Origin of the sequence: Kordia jejudonensis, assembly GCF_001005315.1 — a bacterium.
Lineage (GTDB): Bacteria > Bacteroidota > Bacteroidia > Flavobacteriales > Flavobacteriaceae > Kordia > Kordia jejudonensis.
Genome location: NZ_LBMG01000041.1, coordinates 12,440 through 29,891 on the forward strand (window position 1 = coordinate 12,440; position 17,452 = coordinate 29,891).

Annotated in this window: 17 protein-coding genes and 5 tRNA genes; 1 reads left to right on the forward strand and 21 read right to left on the reverse strand. The window is 36.0% G+C overall.

Annotated elements, in window-relative coordinates:
• Positions 1–40: 40 nt before the first annotated feature.
• From rpoB to AA089_RS17420, 17 genes are all read right to left on the reverse strand, one after another.
• Entirely contained in the window at positions 41–3,850 is a 3,810-nt protein-coding gene (rpoB, locus tag AA089_RS17340) for a DNA-directed RNA polymerase subunit beta (protein WP_046758260.1), read from the reverse strand.
• A gap of 124 nt (positions 3,851–3,974) precedes the next feature.
• Positions 3,975–4,349: a 50S ribosomal protein L7/L12 gene (gene rplL / locus AA089_RS17345; protein WP_046758261.1), complete on the reverse strand. Its 375-nt coding sequence runs from the start codon at positions 4,347–4,349 to the stop codon at positions 3,975–3,977.
• Between the two features lie 66 nt (positions 4,350–4,415).
• A complete protein-coding gene (gene rplJ, locus AA089_RS17350) occupies positions 4,416–4,937 on the reverse strand; it encodes a 50S ribosomal protein L10 (protein WP_046758262.1) in 522 nt (173 codons plus the stop codon).
• A 20-nt stretch (positions 4,938–4,957) separates the two neighbouring features.
• On the reverse strand, positions 4,958–5,650 hold the full coding sequence (gene rplA / locus AA089_RS17355; protein ID WP_046758263.1) for a 50S ribosomal protein L1: 693 nt from the start codon (positions 5,648–5,650) through the stop codon (positions 4,958–4,960).
• Between the two features lie 12 nt (positions 5,651–5,662).
• The gene (rplK, locus tag AA089_RS17360) at positions 5,663–6,100 is read right to left on the reverse strand and encodes a 50S ribosomal protein L11 (RefSeq protein WP_046758264.1); all 438 of its coding nucleotides are present in this window, start codon (positions 6,098–6,100) and stop codon (positions 5,663–5,665) included.
• A gap of 84 nt (positions 6,101–6,184) precedes the next feature.
• On the reverse strand, positions 6,185–6,736 hold the full coding sequence (gene nusG / locus AA089_RS17365) for a transcription termination/antitermination protein NusG (RefSeq protein WP_046758265.1): 552 nt from the start codon (positions 6,734–6,736) through the stop codon (positions 6,185–6,187).
• A gap of 27 nt (positions 6,737–6,763) precedes the next feature.
• Positions 6,764–6,967 carry a preprotein translocase subunit SecE gene (gene secE, locus AA089_RS17370; RefSeq protein WP_046758266.1) on the reverse strand — a complete coding sequence of 68 codons (204 nt, stop codon included), beginning with the start codon at positions 6,965–6,967 and terminating at the stop codon, positions 6,764–6,766.
• A 16-nt stretch (positions 6,968–6,983) separates the two neighbouring features.
• Positions 6,984–7,056 (reverse strand) — tRNA-Trp (locus AA089_RS17375).
• 63 nt (positions 7,057–7,119) lie between these two features.
• On the reverse strand, positions 7,120–8,304 hold the full coding sequence (gene tuf, locus AA089_RS17380; protein ID WP_046758267.1) for an elongation factor Tu: 1,185 nt from the start codon (positions 8,302–8,304) through the stop codon (positions 7,120–7,122).
• A gap of 59 nt (positions 8,305–8,363) precedes the next feature.
• Positions 8,364–8,435 (reverse strand) — tRNA-Thr (locus AA089_RS17385).
• Between the two features lie 13 nt (positions 8,436–8,448).
• Positions 8,449–8,521: transfer RNA gene (locus tag AA089_RS17390), tRNA-Gly, on the reverse strand.
• Between the two features lie 10 nt (positions 8,522–8,531).
• Positions 8,532–8,613, reverse strand: a tRNA-Tyr gene (locus AA089_RS17395).
• A gap of 75 nt (positions 8,614–8,688) precedes the next feature.
• A tRNA-Thr gene (locus AA089_RS17400) sits at positions 8,689–8,762 on the reverse strand.
• A 94-nt stretch (positions 8,763–8,856) separates the two neighbouring features.
• The gene (gene hpf / locus AA089_RS17405) at positions 8,857–9,156 is read right to left on the reverse strand and encodes a ribosome hibernation-promoting factor, HPF/YfiA family (RefSeq protein WP_046758268.1); all 300 of its coding nucleotides are present in this window, start codon (positions 9,154–9,156) and stop codon (positions 8,857–8,859) included.
• A gap of 48 nt (positions 9,157–9,204) precedes the next feature.
• Positions 9,205–10,092: a tyrosine-type recombinase/integrase gene (locus AA089_RS17410; protein WP_046758269.1), complete on the reverse strand. Its 888-nt coding sequence runs from the start codon at positions 10,090–10,092 to the stop codon at positions 9,205–9,207.
• Between the two features lie 227 nt (positions 10,093–10,319).
• Entirely contained in the window at positions 10,320–10,514 is a 195-nt protein-coding gene (gene rpsU / locus AA089_RS17415; RefSeq protein ID WP_046758270.1) for a 30S ribosomal protein S21, read from the reverse strand.
• A gap of 320 nt (positions 10,515–10,834) precedes the next feature.
• Positions 10,835–12,217, reverse strand: a complete 1,383-nt coding sequence (locus tag AA089_RS17420) for an alpha-amylase (RefSeq protein ID WP_046758271.1) — start codon at positions 12,215–12,217, stop codon at positions 10,835–10,837.
• 363 nt (positions 12,218–12,580) lie between these two features.
• Between AA089_RS17420 and AA089_RS17425 the strand changes: the two genes are divergently transcribed.
• Entirely contained in the window at positions 12,581–13,144 is a 564-nt protein-coding gene (locus AA089_RS17425; RefSeq protein WP_046758272.1) for a hypothetical protein, read from the forward strand.
• A gap of 85 nt (positions 13,145–13,229) precedes the next feature.
• Here the strand turns inward: AA089_RS17425 and AA089_RS17430 are convergent, their stop codons facing one another.
• The 4 genes from AA089_RS17430 to AA089_RS17445 are packed head-to-tail and all read right to left on the reverse strand — an operon-like array spanning position 13,230 to position 17,450.
• Positions 13,230–13,877, reverse strand: coding sequence for a hypothetical protein (locus AA089_RS17430; protein WP_046758273.1), 648 nt, complete (start codon positions 13,875–13,877; stop codon positions 13,230–13,232).
• 7 nt (positions 13,878–13,884) lie between these two features.
• On the reverse strand, positions 13,885–15,366 hold the full coding sequence (locus tag AA089_RS17435; protein WP_046758274.1) for a PASTA domain-containing protein: 1,482 nt from the start codon (positions 15,364–15,366) through the stop codon (positions 13,885–13,887).
• Positions 15,367–15,369: 3 nt separating this feature from the next.
• Entirely contained in the window at positions 15,370–16,074 is a 705-nt protein-coding gene (locus AA089_RS17440) for a hypothetical protein (RefSeq protein ID WP_046758275.1), read from the reverse strand.
• A gap of 11 nt (positions 16,075–16,085) precedes the next feature.
• Positions 16,086–17,450: a hypothetical protein gene (locus AA089_RS17445; protein ID WP_046758276.1), complete on the reverse strand. Its 1,365-nt coding sequence runs from the start codon at positions 17,448–17,450 to the stop codon at positions 16,086–16,088.
• Between the last annotated feature and the right edge of the window lie 2 nt (positions 17,451–17,452).

The following is a 17,452-nucleotide window of genomic DNA, read 5'->3' on the forward strand; positions in this document are numbered from 1 at the left end:
TTGTAGCCGTGCAACTGTGAAGTTACACGGCATTTATAATTTATTCCTCTAATCTAATGTCTAATCCAAGACCTTTCAATTCATGCATTAATACATTGAATGATTCAGGTAATCCTGGTTCTGGCATTGGTTCACCTTTTACGATTGCTTCGTATGTTTTGGCTCTTCCAATGACATCATCAGATTTTACAGTCAATATTTCTCTTAGTGTACTTGATGCACCATATGCTTCTAGTGCCCAAACTTCCATTTCTCCAAAACGCTGTCCACCAAACTGAGCTTTACCTCCTAATGGTTGTTGCGTAATTAACGAGTATGGTCCTATTGAACGTGCATGCATTTTATCGTCTACCATGTGACCAAGTTTCAGCATGTAAATAATACCTACTGTTGCTGGCTGATCAAAACGTTCTCCAGTTCCACCATCATATAGATAGGTGTGTCCAAATCTTGGAACTCCTGCTTCGTCAGTGATTTCGTTGATTTGATCTAATGAAGCTCCGTCAAAAATTGGCGTTGCATATTTTTTATCAAGTTTTTCTCCTGCCCATCCTAATACCGTTTCATAAATCTGACCGATATTCATACGAGAAGGTACACCTAATGGATTTAATACGATATCAACTGGCGTTCCGTCTTCTAAGAAAGGCATATCTTCTTGACGCACAATACGTGCTACAATACCTTTGTTACCGTGACGACCTGCCATTTTATCTCCTACTTTTAGTTTACGTTTCTTAGCGATGTAAACTTTAGCAAGTTTTAAGATTCCTGCTGGCAATTCATCTCCAACTGAGATTGTAAATTTATCTCTTCTTAATGCTCCTTGAAGGTCATTAAGTTTGATTTTGTAGTTGTGTACTAAATCTGCAACAGCGCTATTTGTATCATCATCTGTAGTCCAAGTTCCACCTGTTAAATGTGCATAATCTTCAACAGCATTTAGCATTTTTAGGGTAAACTTCTTTCCTTTTGGCAATACTTCTTCACCTAGATCATTTTGAACTCCTTGCGAAGTTTTTCCATTTACTATTGTGAATAGCTTTTCTATTAAGATACTTCTTAATTCTTCAAATTTTGTAGCGTATTCAAGTTCTAAAGTTGCGATTTCCTCTTTGTCTTTAGCTCTTTTGCGCTTGTCTTTGATTGCTCTTGAGAATAATTTTTTATTAATTACAACTCCGTGTAATGATGGAGACGCTTTTAATGAAGCATCTTTTACATCACCTGCTTTGTCTCCGAAGATTGCACGTAATAGTTTTTCTTCTGGTGTAGGATCAGATTCTCCTTTTGGTGTAATTTTACCAATTAGGATATCTCCAGGTTTTACTTCAGCACCAATTCTGATCATTCCGTTTTCATCTAAGTCTTTTGTAGCTTCTTCTGAAACGTTTGGAATGTCATTTGTTAATTCTTCAGCACCTAGTTTTGTATCTCTTACATCCATTGAATATTCATCGATGTGGATAGACGTAAAGATATCTTCACGAACTACTTTTTCAGAGATTACAATTGCATCCTCAAAGTTGTATCCTTTCCATGGCATGAAGGCAACCTTCATGTTTCGTCCAAGAGCCAATTCACCTTTTTGAGTTGCGTATCCTTCACAAAGTACTTGTCCTTTTTTAACTCGGTCACCTTTTCTTACGATTGGTTTTAAGTTAATAGAGGTACTTTGGTTTGTTTTACGGAATTTGATAAGGTTGTATGTTTTTGAGTCTCCGTCAAAACTTACTAATCTTTCCTCATCCGTACGATCATATTTGATTGTAATTTTGTTTGCATCTACATATTCAGCGTATCCATCTCCTTCTGCATTAATCAATACTCTTGAATCAGAAGCTACTTGACGCTCTAATCCTGTTCCTACGATTGGAGATTGTGGACGCAATAATGGTACTGCCTGACGCATCATGTTTGATCCCATCAATGCACGGTTGGCATCATCATGTTCCAAGAAAGGAATTAAAGATGCTGAGATTGATGCAATTTGATTTGGAGCAACATCCGTGTAATCTACTTCAGATGGAGAAACCACTGGGAAATCTCCTTCTTCACGAGCAATTACTTTTTCAACACTTATGGTACCATCTTCAGTGGTCGGAATGTTTGCTTGAGAAATTTTCATTCCTTCTTCTTCCTCTGCACTTAAGTATGAAAATTTGTTGATGTCAACTTTTCCGTTTTCTACTTTACGATATGGTGTTTCTAAGAATCCCATAGAGTTCACTTTTGCGAATACTCCAAGAGATGATATTAGTCCAATGTTTGGTCCTTCTGGTGTTTCAATAGGACATAAACGACCGTAATGTGTATAGTGAACATCACGTACCTCAAAACCAGCTCTTTCTCTTGAAAGTCCTCCAGGTCCTAAAGCCGATAAACGACGTTTGTGTGTAATTTCTGCTAATGGATTTGTTTGATCCATGAACTGAGATAACTGATTCGTTCCGAAGAAAGAATTAATTACAGATGACAAGGTTTTTGCATTAATCAAGTCGATTGGTGTAAATACCTCATTATCTCTAACGTTCATACGCTCACGGATTGTTCTTGCCATACGAGCAAGTCCAACACCGAATTGTTGCGCTAATTGTTCTCCTACGGTACGAACACGTCTGTTAGATAAGTGATCAATATCATCAATTTCTGCTTTAGAGTTAATTAACTCAATCAAATATTTGATGATTGTGATGATATCTTCTTTTGTTAAGACTTGCTTATCCATATCGATATTCAATCCTAACTTTTTATTCATACGGTAACGACCTACTCCACCAAGGTTATAACGTTGGTCAGAGAAGAATAATTTATCGATGATACCACGTGCTGTTTCCTCATCTGGCGGTTCAGCATTACGAAGTTGACGATAAATATGCTCTACAGCTTCTTTTTCAGAGTTTGTAGGGTCTTTTTGTAATGTATTATGGATAATCGCGTAATCACCAGCTTGGTTTTCTTCTTTGTGTAAAAGAATAGTTTTTACACCAGCTTCCACGATTTCTTCTATGTGTTCTTTTTCTAGGATAGTATCACGATCCAAAACGATTTCGTTACGTTCGATAGATACTACTTCTCCTGTGTCTTCATCAACGAAGTCTTCATGCCATGTGTTTAATACACGTGCGGCTAACTTACGACCCAATACTTTTTTGAGTCCACTTTTAGAAACTTTCACTTCTTCCGCAAGGTCAAATATCTCAAGGATATCTTTATCACTTTCGAAACCGATTGCTCTAAATAATGTAGTTACAGGTAATTTTTTCTTTCTATCAATATATGCATACATTACACTATTGATATCTGTTGCAAATTCTATCCAAGAACCTTTAAAAGGAATTACTCTGGCAGAATACAACTTAGTTCCATTTGCATGGAAAGATTGTCCAAAAAATACTCCTGGCGAACGGTGTAATTGGGAAACTACTACACGTTCTGCTCCGTTGATACAGAAAGTTCCACTTGGAGTCATGTAAGGAATAGTTCCTAAATATACATCTTGTACAATAGTTTCAAAGTCTTCGTGCTCTGGATCTGTACAGTATAATTTTAGACGTGCTTTTAACGGCACACTATACGTTAATCCTCTTTCAATACACTCTTGAATATTGTATCGTGGTGGATCGACAAAGTAATCGAGGAATTCTAATACGAATTGATTACGCGTGTCTGTAATTGGAAAGTTTTCTTGGAAGGTATTGTATAATCCTTCTTCGCCACGTTCTTCTGATTTCGTTTCTAATTGAAAGAAATCTTGAAACGATTTGATCTGAATATCTAGAAAATCTGGATAATCAGGTGTGTGTTTTGCCGAGGCGAAATTTAATCTTTCAGTCTGATTTGTGAACATCAATGGACAATATTATGATTAAAATAAAATAAAATAAAACGTATTCACGCTTATATACACAAAAGGGTTTAGGTCTCAGGGACTACCCCAAAGACCTAAACCAAGTTTTTATAGCTTGGTAAGCTTACTTAAGCTCAACCTCTGCTCCTGCTTCTTCTAAAGATGCTTTAAGACCTTCTGCCTCGTCTTTAGATACTCCTTCTTTGATTGGAGCTGGTGCTGAATCAACAATACCTTTAGCCTCTTTAAGACCTAATCCTGTTAATTCTTTTACTAATTTAACTACTGCTAATTTAGATCCACCTGCAGCTTTAAGGATAACGTCAAACTCAGTTTGCTCTTCTGCATCGTCTCCACCAGCAGCTGGTCCAGCAGTAACTACTGCAGCAGCAGCAGCAGGCTCGATACCGTACTCGTCTTTTAATATATCTGCTAATTCGTTAACTTCTTTTACTGTTAAGTTAACTAATTGTTCTGCGAATTCTTTTAAATCTGCCATTTTCTATCGTTTTAAAATAATGTGTTTTTGTTAAATATTTGTTTTATTAAGTGCGTACTTTTTGAATTATCTTTCAGATAATGTTTTTAAGATACCTGCTAGTTTACCACCTCCAGATTGAAGTGCAGAAACAACGTTCTTAGCTGGAGATTGTAATAATCCAATGATTTCTCCAATAAGCTCTTCTCTAGATTTGATATCAACTAAGACATCTAATTGATCATCTCCAACATATACTGCTGTTTCGATGAATGCTCCTTTTAAAAGTGGCTTTTCAGATTTCTTTTTCTTTCTGAATTCTTTGATTAATTTCGCAGGAGCGTTTCCAGTTTCTGAAAGCATTAACGAAGTGTTTCCTTTTAATACTTCAGGAAGGTCTCCGAAATCTTTGTCAGAAGCTTCCATTGCTTTTGCAAGCAATGTGTTCTTGATTACTGCAAGTTTAATATTTTCTTTGAAACATGCTCTACGTAAGTCTGATGTTGCATCAGCATTTAAACCAGAGATATCTGTTAAGTAAATATTTGTATTTTCAGCTAACTGTGCAGTTAATTCGTCTATTACTACTGATTTTTCTTCTTTAGTCATGATAAAATCTTTTTAACTACCTATGCAATTGTTTTTGGATCAACAGCTACACTTGGGCTCATAGTACTAGACATGTAAATACTTTTAATGTATGTACCTTTTGCCGCAGTTGGCTTTAATTTCATTAATGTTTGTAATAATTCAGCTGCATTCCCTTGAATTTTTTCAGCAGAGAATGAAGACTTACCTATTGCTGCATGAACGATTCCTGTTTTATCAACTTTAAAGTCAATTTTACCAGCTTTCACTTCTTTTACAGCTTTAGCAACGTCCATTGTTACAGTACCTGTTTTTGGGTTAGGCATTAATCCTCTTGGTCCTAATATTCTACCTAAAGGACCTAATTTACCCATTACACTTGGCATTGTGATGATAACATCAACATCTGTCCAACCTGCTTTGATTTTCTGAAGGTACTCATCTAATCCAACATAATCAGCTCCTGCTTCAGTAGCATCGGCTTCTTTATCTGGAGTTACTAATGCTAAAACTTTTACGTCTTTACCAGTTCCGTGAGGTAATGTTACTACACCTCTTACCATTTGATTTGCTTTACGAGGATCAACTCCTAGTCTTACCGCTATATCAACAGACGCATCAAATTTTACATTTGTTATTTCTTTCACTAAGCTTGATGCTTCAGCGACAGAATATAATTTATTCTTATCAACTTTAGCTAAAGCTTCTTTTTGCTTTTTTGTTACTCGTGCCATTGTTCTTACGATTTAAAAAGGTTTATCTCCAGATACAGTTAATCCCATAGATCTTGCAGTTCCTGCAACCATACTCATTGCTGATTCAACTGTAAATGCATTTAAATCTTGCATTTTGTCTTCTGCAATTGCTTTTACTTGATCCCAAGTAACGCTTGCTACTTTTTTACGGTTTGGTTCTCCTGATCCTTTTTTAATCTTTGCCGCTTCCATTAGCTGAACTGCTGCTGGCGCTGTTTTCACTACAAAGTCAAATGATTTGTCTTTGTATACAGAAATAACAACTGGTACTACTTTACCTTGTTTATCTTGTGTTCTTGCATTGAATTGCTTACAGAACTCCATGATATTAACTCCGGCAGCACCTAAAGCGGGTCCAACCGGTGGCGACGGATTCGCTGCACCTCCCCTAACTTGTAGTTTAACTACTTTACTTAATTCTTTTGCCATTTTCTTGTTTTTAAATGTATAACATCTTTAATTGGAAGCTAAAAATGTCTACGTATATATAATGTGTAACAATTATATTCTTACTTATACTTTTTCTACTTGCATGTAACTTAATTCTAATGGTGTTTTTCTTCCAAAGATTTTAACCATTACTTCAAGTTTCCTTTTCTCTTCGTTGATCTTTTCTACTGTTCCATTAAAACCATTGAAAGGACCATCAATTACTTTCACTGTTTCCCCTAATGTAAATGGAATTGCAACATTATCTGTTTTCACAGCTAACTCATCTACTTTTCCTAACATTCTATTTACTTCTGATTGTCTTAATGGAACTGGATCTCCTCCTTTTACTTCTCCTAAGAAACCAATCACATTGGTAACAGATTTTATAACGTGTGTTACTTCTCCAGCAATATTTGCTTTTATCATAATATACCCTGGAAAGTATACTCTTTCTTTATTTATTTTTTTTCCATTACGGATTTGGATAACCTTTTCCGTTGGAACTAAAACTTCCTCTACATAATCCTCTAGACCAAGTCTTGTTATTTCACTTTCAATGTAAGCTTTAACTTTGTTTTCCTGTCCACTAACAGCTCTTACAACATACCACTTCTTTACATTAGAATCCGCCATAATACGTATATTTTTAAAGAATTGTTATTAAACTTGTCCAGCTACTACATCATACACAAGACCTAGCAATTTTGAGAAAGCTGTATCTACTCCCCATATTGCCAATGAAAACAAGATAGAAAAGATCGCTACAACTATAGTCAAACGTTGCACTTCAGACCAGCTAGTCCAAGTGACATTAGTCCTTAGCTCTTCAAAAGATTCTTTAACATAATTTACTATACCAGCCATATTGTGATTTTATTAGCACGGGTTGAGAGGCTCGAACTCCCGACACCTGGTTTTGGAGACCAGTGCTCTACCAACTGAGCTAAACCCGTATTTTATAAAAAGGCGTCCCGTAAAACGGGACACCTCTGTATTATTTAATTGTTGATTCTTAATTATAAGATTTCAGTTACCTGACCTGCACCAACAGTTCTACCACCTTCACGGATTGCAAAACGCAAACCTACGTTCATTGCAATTGTGTTTAACAACTCAACAGTAATTGTTAAGTTATCTCCTGGCATAACCATCTCTACTCCTTCTGGTAAACTAATCGTTCCTGTTACATCCGTTGTACGAACGTAGAATTGAGGACGGTAGTTATTGTGGAATGGAGTGTGACGTCCACCTTCTTCTTTCTTAAGTACATATACCTCAGCTTTGAATTTATCGTGCGGAGTTACAGAACCTGGCTTACAGATTACCATACCTCTTTTGATATCAGTTTTTTCAATACCTCTCAATAAGATACCAACGTTATCTCCAGCTTCTCCTCTATCAAGGATTTTACGGAACATCTCAACTCCTGTAATTGTAGAAGTTAATTTTTCAGCTCCCATACCGATAATATCTACAGCATCTCCTGTGTTAGCTACACCAGTTTCAATACGACCTGTTGCAACAGTACCACGACCTGTAATTGAGAATACATCTTCGATTGGCATTAAGAAATCTTTATCAACCTCTCTTAATGGCTCTTCAATCCAGCTATCAACAGCATCCATTAATTCCATTACAGTATCAACCCACTGCTTTTCTCCGTTTAAAGCTCCTAAAGCAGATCCTTGGATAACTGGTCCGTTATCACCATCATACTCATAGAAAGAAAGTAAATCTCTTACTTCCATATCAACAAGCTCTAATAATTCCTCATCATCTACCATATCACATTTATTCAAGAATACAACGATTCTTGGAATACCAACCTGGCGTCCTAATAAGATGTGCTCACGAGTTTGCGGCATTGGTCCATCTGTAGCAGCAACTACTAAGATAGCTCCATCCATTTGAGCAGCTCCCGTTACCATGTTCTTTACGTAATCGGCGTGACCTGGACAGTCAACGTGTGCGTAGTGACGGTTTGACGTTTCATACTCAACGTGCGCAGTGTTAATAGTAATACCTCTTTCTTTTTCTTCAGGAGCGTTATCGATAGTATCGAAGTCTCTTGCTTCAGAAAGACCAGCATCAGCCAATACTTTTGTAATAGCTGCTGTTAATGTAGTTTTACCGTGATCTACGTGTCCAATAGTACCAATATTTAAGTGCGGTTTGGAACGATCAAAAGTTTCCTTTGCCATGATTTAATAATTTTTTTTAATCTTAGTTATATATTAGTGTTCAATTTATACATTCTATGAGCCAATGACGGGATTTGAACCCGTGACCTCTTCCTTACCAAGGAAACACTCTACCCCTGAGCTACACCGGCAAGAAATATATAGAGCGAAAGACCGGGTTCGAACCGGCGACATTCAGCTTGGAAGGCTGACGCTCTACCAACTGAGCTACTTTCGCTTTTATTTAGTGGGGAGAGCAGGATTCGAACCTGCGAAGACGTAGTCAGCAGATTTACAGTCTGCCCTCGTTGGCCGCTTGAGTATCTCCCCAATAAATGTTCAATATTTCAAAAATTTCACGAGCAGTTTATTAAAAAACATTCTTCTAATAAACTTTTACTTTTGAGCCGATGGAGGGACTCGAACCCACGACCTGCTGATTACAAATCAGCTGCTCTAGCCAGCTGAGCTACATCGGCTTTTGCTCATAAAAAAAGTCCGCTATTTCTAACGGACTGCAAATGTAGAGATTATTTTTTTTAATCAAAACAATTTTTGAAAAATTTTTACTTATCAATGTGCTCTGACTTTTTCTTTTCTTTTTAGCAAGGCTCTTTGGAGTGATTTTGTTGCTTCATCGGCGGCTTCTTCAAATGTTTTGCATGTTTTTTTTACCACAATATCGTCGCCAGGAATGTTTACTCTTATTTCGGCTATTTTGTTTTCTTTTGCACTAGTGTTTTCTACTTTGAGATATACGTCTGCATCTATTACTTTGTCATAGTAGTTTTCTAGTTTATCCATCTTTCTTTGAATGAAATCTACCAGTTTACGATCAACCGTAAAATTTACGGACTGCATGTTTACTTTCATACGCGACATTTTAAAAGGTTATTGTTTAGGTTTTTTCTGCTAAAGAAGTTACTTTTTGTTTCTAGGATGTGCTTTGGCATATACATTTTTGAGTTCGGCTAAACTGTTATGTGTATATACTTGTGTAGAAGCTAAGCTAGCATGACCAAGTAATTCTTTTACAGCATTTAAGTCTGCACCTTGATTGAGTAAATGAGTTGCAAATGTATGTCTCAGCATATGTGGACTCTTTTTTACTTTCGTAGATGCCATACTAAAATAATCATTTATTAGACGATAAACAAGAGTCGGATACATTTTATTTCCTTTTGCGGTTAAAAATAATTCTTCCTTTTGGTTACTGTCAACTTGTTGACGATGTAGCGTGTATTGTTTTAATTGAGTTTCTAGTTTTTGTAAGAGTGGAACGATCCTTTCTTTGTTTCTTTTTCCGAGAATTTTGATTGTTTTTTTTGCATAATCTATATCTGATTGTTTCAGATTGATTAATTCTGCTCTACGCATTCCTGTCGCATACAGCATTTCTATAATGGTTTTGTTTCGTATGCCTTCAAAATCATTATTAAAGTTCATATTTACCAATACCATCTGCATTTCCTTTTCTGAGAATGGTACTTGTATTTTTTTAGCCGTTTTTAGTGCTTTGTGTTTTACTAATGGACTTACTGTGATTTGTTTTGTTTTGAGTAAGTATTTGTAATAGGTTTTTAGTGAAGATATTTTACGGTTTATGGTTGCGTTTTGCAAACCACTATTGACTAAGGAAACAATCCAGTTTCGAATTTGAACGTAATGTACTTGATTGATGTTGGTATTTTGGTATTCTTCTTCACAAAATTTAGAAAATGTAACTAGATCGTTTTGATACGCTGTAACCGTATGATCGGAATAGTTTTTTTCTAGTTTTAGATATTCTGTGAATGAAGTGAAAGTCATTGTTGGGTGTTGGGTGTTGGGTATTGGGTTCAAGGTTCAAGGTTCAAGGTTATTCAATGTTTCTCTTGCTTTTGAAATTTGGCAATAGTTTCATAATTCTGAATTCATAATTCATAATTATATTGATTTGTGAATTTAAAGTTACTAAAGAATATAGCAATCTCTAAATTTTGAGCATAAAAAAAGGTTTCCAAAATGGAAACCTTTTTATTTTTTTTGAGAACATCTTAGATTTCTTCTTGATCTCTAAGGTGCTGTATGTATTGCGCTTTTTGTATTTGCGCTCTACGAGCTACTGACGGCTTTGTGAAATGCTTTCTAGCTCTTAACTGACGCATTCCTCCTGTACGATCAAATTTTCTTTTGAAACGTTTCAGCGCTCTGTCTATATTTTCTCCTTCTTTTACTGGTATTATTAACATAGTACGTAACCTCCTCTCTTTTAGATTTTGTGGGTGCAAATATAAAGACTATTTTTTAATTTCAAACTTTATAGGTGAATTTATTTTGCATTAGCGATAGAGGCGGCATCCTCCCGATTGCTCGGGAGATATAGCCGAAAGCGCGGCCGCTTTTTCTGCGGAATGCCATTTATAAATTGGGTGTTGTGTATTTGGGCATTTGGGTTTTGGGTGTTGGGCATTAGGTATTAGGTATTGGGTATTAGTTGTTGATTTGTCCATTTGTAGGTTCTTTTGAAAATAGCTAACATCTGAAACTCCAAAACCTAAAGCCTATTTTGTTATTTTACCGACCAAACAGAGTAACTTTTTGGTGGTGCCTGAATTTTTACCCATTTTCCGCCTTGCGTTACAGGTTCCCAACCAGAATGTCCTGTGTAGTCTTTGATGCGCGTGTTGGACCAATTGGTTTCTACCCAACGTTCTTTCCAGCTGTTGGAGTTGTTGATATATACAACTATTCCTGCACTGTTGTTCCCGTTTCGTCGCGCAACGTATTCGTCATTGTCTACATATAGAATGGATGTGTTTCCGCTTGCAAGATTGTTGTGAATCCATATAAGATTGTTTAGCTTGTTTTTATCTAACCAGTCTTCGTAATCTCTGTAAAAGATTGTTGGATAACCTTCATGCGTTAGAATATATGCATAGGCTAATATTTTATTGTTTATGATTTCGTCCGTATCATGATTTGTTACAAAAGTTACTGCTTTTGACGCGTTTCGTTTCCAAAGCATGTCATCATTTAGTCGATTTAGGTTGTTTCCTTGAAATGCATCTCGCATTCTGTAGTAGCATGCAAAATCGAAGGCACTTACTTCTGCTTGTCCTGACCACCAATCGAGTGTAGCGGCGTTTCCGTCCCAGTATTCTCCAACTGAGAATCCGCCGACCGCATTTTTCCAGTCTTTTACTACCCAAGCGCCAAATCCTTTTACGTAGTCAAATCGCCAACCGTCGAAACCAAAGTTTTTATAGTATTTGGCAACTGAGTTTGATCGTCCCCAAAGCCAGTCGCGAACATAGCTTTTGCTATGTGATAAATCTGCAAATCCTCCAAATACGCCTTCATCACTTGCTTGTGCATCATTTGGATGAAAGTCGTAGTAACTTCTATTGAATAAACCAGACATTGGTTGATAGTCAGTGTATGTGTTTGTTCCTTTGAACGGATTGTACTCGCTGTTTCCTCCGCTGTTATGGTTTAAAACAATATCCGCAATGACACTTAGGCGATTGTTGTGTGCAGTGTTGATTAAACTTTGTAATTCGGTTGTTGAGCCAAATCGTGTTTCAACACTTCCCATTTGGTTGTACTCGCCAAAATCGTAGTAATCGAAAGGATCGTATCCCATGGAGAATGGTCCGTTTTGTGCTTTTGACGCTGGCGGCAACCAAATGGCGTCGATTCCTGCGTTGCTCCAAGCGGCAACTTTGCCTTTTACGACATTCCACCAGGTTCCTCCTGCGGGCACGTCCCAATAGAAGGCTTGCATCATTACGCCTGAACCTATGGGTTTTAGGTTTGCTCTGTTTTTAGCCGAGTTTACAGGCTCTTTTTCTACTGTTGTACTTTGTTCTTTTTCTTGAAATACCTCATCGTTAGAACAGCTTATAAAGAATAAGCTCATCAAAAAGAAGTATAAAATTTTACTTGTTTTCATGGTGTTTTGGTTATGGTTATCTTTTAATGTAAATATTTATTTGAGAGTACAATAATCACAGGACTAGCGAAAACGTTTTCGTGTTGATAAGTTTATGATATGTATGGTTTTACCGTAATCTATGTGAGCTTTCCCATGCTTTGAATTGTGGAAGATCATTTTGTTCTTTTTAAAAAAAATTTAGCCATATATATTTACTAGGCAATGTAGCATGTAACAAACTGTATAGAAATTGAATGTATTTTTATGGAATAATTATTGATGCTTCACTACATTTTTTAGGTAACATATTTTTAAATCAGGTACTGTGTTATATGTACTTTTTTTTACACTTTAAAAAACAACTAACTTAATATATTTCTTATGAGAAAAATTGCGTGTACACTCCTTTTTTGCTTTTGTACTGTCATTGTAAATTCGCAAACGGCAAGTGTTGAAAAATCTGTTTTTGGAATACAAACTGGTTTTTTGGGTATTTGGGCACATAATGAATCTAGATTATCCTCTGAAATCGCCTTACGAACCGAGTTAGGCTTAGATACAGGATTTTTTGGAAGTGCTTTGTATGATGTCAGTGGCTTTTTATTAGCTCCGACAATAACACTAGAGCCGCGTTGGTATTATAATCTTGAAAAGCGCCAATCAAAATCGAGACGAATTGATGGAAATAGCGGAAATTTTCTTGCGCTTAAAATTACGTATCATCCTGATTGGTTTGTGATTTCCAATGAACCCAACATTAACTTTATTAGTGATCTTTCTATTGTTCCTACTTGGGGAATTCGCAGGCATATTGGCAAGCATTTTACATATGAAACTGGTATTGGTATTGGCTATATTCATTATTTCGATGATGATATTATAACGATTGCAGAAAACGCTGATGTTACTGTAAATTTACATCTACGTATTGGCTATCGTTTTTAGCCTTTTCAACAATATAAAACGCATAAAAACCCTAACACAAACGGTTAGGGTTTTTACATAATTAATCATTTTAATATACATGCAATTACTCCAAGATAATTACATCATCCGCACGGATAAGACGTGGTTTGTCTGTATCAAATGCTGGAAGCTGGCTGGTAAAGGTTGACTCGTCTGTGATGGTTTCTTCATCTACAGATTCGGCAAATGTGTATCCTAAACCATATGCTGTTAGTAGTGTTTTTATTTCGGCAAACGTTCTTTTGTCAGTATCATTTTTATAGATAACATTTGGTAAGAACCGAATGATTTGTGCATCTGTTGGTGGCACAGGAACAATATCAAATTGTATTTCTGCCGTTGCGTTTAAACCCAAATTGTATTTATTACTGTTTGATGCATTTACGGGTGTTGCATACATTTTTGGTCGAAATGAACGTTCATTTTGAATGGAACTGCTCGTGCTTTGTTGCGATATTGACAATGAAATTTTGGCTTTTGCGGTCGTTTTCGGAATGGTATAAAACGTTGGTTGATATCCTACTTCTCGTAGCATTTTCAAAGTTTCCGAACCGCTATCTGGATCACTGTTATATATTTCTAAGGTTTGTCGCAACGAACCTTCATCAAGTGCTGCTTGTGCTTCTCCAACGCCTTCTCCGATAGCAGCTATAAAATCTCCTAATGGTGCTGCGAACGCATCTTTTACATAATCGTATGAATTGCTTGACATAATTTTTTTAGTTTATTGGTTTTGCGAAAATTACTATAACTTCTTGTCCTTCTATAATGCTTGCATCTGGCGCTGGCGATTGTTTAAATGATTGTCCTGCAACTAAGTTTTCATTGGTTGTCGGATGGTATACTGCATCTAATTTTAATCCGTTGTTGAGCAATATTTTTCGAACCGCCGTTTCTGTTAAACCAAGAATATTTGGCATTTTCTGACTCACATTTGCAGTGGTATTTCCTGTGGGAACAATATCAATACTAATGTCACTTATTGCCGCGCCGTTGATTCCTTTTGCCGTTTCAAAATCTAACAAACCAAATACAGTTCCTTCTGGTCCTTTTTCAACCGTAGTTTTTAGGTTTAAAGATACATTTGCTAGTTTGTAGCGTGAATTGATCAACTCCTCATCAGCTTTGATGACATCTTTTACAATACTTCCGTAGACTTTACTCGCAGATAATTTATTTGGATGTTCCGTCGCATTGAAATCTTTAACTTCTTCTAATTCTTGCTGCAATTTTGAATTTTGACGCTCTAGCGATGTTACCAATACTTGTTTGTTTTGCAATTCGGTATCTTTGGCTTGTGTAAGAAGTTTTTCTTGCTGCACCTCATCTTGCAGTTGTGAAATACTCATTAAAAATGAATCTCGTTCTTGTGTTAGGTTGTCATTCTGAATTGTAATATCTGAAACTTGCTGTTGTAAATCTTGATATAATACTTCAAAATTATTAGCCGTATTTGCAGAAGCTTCATAGGTTTCTAACTGTTCTTGCTGTGTTGCCAATTGTGTTGCTAACACTTGCTGATTCGCTTCAAGCGATGCTCTCAACAATTTTTCGCTTTCATACTCAGCTTGCAACGTTTGCATGTTGGTATTCAAGGTAGAAACTTCCTCATCTCTAGTTGCAACAGTATTTTGTACAGTACTGAGTTGCGTTTTTAATACTTCACGTTCGTTTGCTAACGATGTAATTGTCGTATTGAGTTCTTCAAGTTGTGCTGTTGCTTCCTCTTTTTGCGCTTCAATTTCTTTAATGGAATTCATTAATTCAAACATTGGCACTTCTGAAGCAATGACAACATGATCGTTTTTTACAATAATTCGATCATCTTTTAACAACCAACTTTTCCCAAAATTGATGGTAAGTATTCCATCGCCTTCAATTTTTGCATCAAAGTTTACGGCAATGACTTGAGGAATTTTGTCTGCTGCATCTTCTTTAACGATTCTGAACGAAGGCATTCCGCCATATTTTAATACTTCTCTAACCACACGAATGGTTTGATCGCTGGTTGAAATTCGTGATGGAATGGTTAATTGATATGAAAATTTACCATTTACAATCTTAATTCCATCTGTTAATGATAGCCACGATTTCAGGTTCACATTGTAAAACTGAATTATTACTTTTTCACCATTTGCAGGCGCATCGGAAGCATCAAATAGAATATGTTTGAATGCTATATATTTTATAGTTACTGCCATGATTTATTTTTGAATTGAGATTTTAGTGAGCACATTTCCCACATTGACTTCCACGATTAAAATGTGACCGTTTGCAAAATCGACACTATCAACTGTGACTTGTGTTTTGGTTTTTCCGTTAGCATCTGTGCGAATTTCGCTTGTGTTTAAAAATGATGTACCATGATTTAGTGTTGCATTCGGATTCAACAATTCCGTTTTTGCTTGATTGTAATTGAATTCTACCAACGCATCCGATATATTTTCGCCTGCGGCATTGAAAACCTCCACTTCAACATCAAATACATGAATGTTATTTGTTGGTTTTGGCGTGGCATTGATAATCATTTGCGGCAATCCTTCGTTGGGTACAACGGCGATAAATCGACCAGAAATTGTACTCGTAACTTTATTGGTTTCTTTCGTATCCGTTGTGGTGTTTGCAACTGGTTTAAAAGCCAACGCTCTTTCATATCCTTTTTGATACGATCGTGCATACGGAAGCGATTCAGGACTTTGAGAAGTTTGTGTTTCTGAACTTGTTTCTTTTTCAAATTCGGCTTCTACTTGCAAGTTAAAATCTAAATATGGTAAGGTATATAATGTGTTTGGTCTTCCAAATTCATCGTAGGGTTTTACATTCCTGAGATGATTTTGTGCTTCATTCAAACTATCGGAAATTCCCAATAGGATTTGCTTTAGCGTTAATGCGTTATTTGTTGTGCTCATTGTGTATATTTTTAAAATGAGAAACTGTCTTTTTTCTTCTTTGCTTCGTTCAAAATGCCAATACCTTTTTTGATATTTTTAATGGTTTTGATTGCATTGATTGCAACATTTAACTTCTTGTTTGCAACAGTAAAGCTTGTTGTTTCTTCTTTTTTTGTTTCTTGTTTTTGAATAAAATCAAAATCGAAAGCATTATTCGTTTTGGTATCTTTTGCGCTGATAAAATCGACTGCTTTGAGTTTTTTCTGAAATAGACTCGTTACAGCTTGTGTTTTTTCCAAATGCTTGTTGGCGGTATTGAATACTTTATCGACCTTTTTTATTTTGTTCCCAACTTTATTGACAATTTCAGTTCCTTTGGTTAGTTTTTTGCCCAATGATTTTAATTCTGGAGAAGCAACTACGGAGTTTAGTTTTTCAATTCCTGTTTGGACATCATTTCCAGTTTTCTGAATGGTCTGAAATGTATGGTTTACCTTTTTTACTTTTTTGGTAACTTTTTGAAAAGTTTCAAGATGCTCGGAAGCTTTTTTAACGATGGGTTGTACAGTTGCAATCGGTTTTGATTTTGTTGTATTTGTCACAAAATCATGTAGCTTTTCTTTGCTTTTTATAGCTACTTTAGAAACCTCTTTCTTGCGTTTTTGTTGTGCGCCAATTACACTGCTAACTTTGCGTTTAGCGATTGTTTGTAAACCTGTTTTTTCTTGCCTTTTTGGGTTTTGCTTTTTTTCCTTTTGGGTTGATTTTTTTGGTTTTTGTATAAAATCGTCTATGCTTTTAGCTGCTTTTTGAATCTTTTCACCATATTCAATAATCGTTGTCGGTTGCTTTTTTTTCTTGGCAACTCGCTTTGGTTGTTGAACTTTTTTAGGAGTTTTCGGAAGTTTTGGAAGCGTTGCAACAGGATTTCTTGCTTTTTTCTTATGTAATAATTCTGTGTTTGGTTTCGCTTTTTTCCTTTGCTCAGCAATAGCAGGAATTGTTGAACTATTTTTCTTTTTTAGTGTAAAAGAAGGTGTTACGTCCCAACGTTCATCTTGTTTTTTTCGATGATTTTCCTTTCGTTTTTGTCGCTTTGCTGCGGCTGCTTTTTCTTCTTTCTTCTTCTGGTCGATTGTTTTTATGTCATTCTCATACCTTTTATCAGTGTTTGATGCTGTCTTTTTTCCTGTCAGTTCTGCCATTTGATCTTCGAGCTGTTTTTGCTCTTCAATCAATGACTTCAAACTCGAATTAAATTCGGCTACATCTTCTAAAGATTTGTCAGACGGTTTTCCTTCTTTGGAAAGTAACGAACCAATGTCTTCTAGTTCTTTGTCTTCCTTTTTCGGAGTTTCTTCTTTTTTAACAAAGCTTTTCCAATGTTTAGCCATCT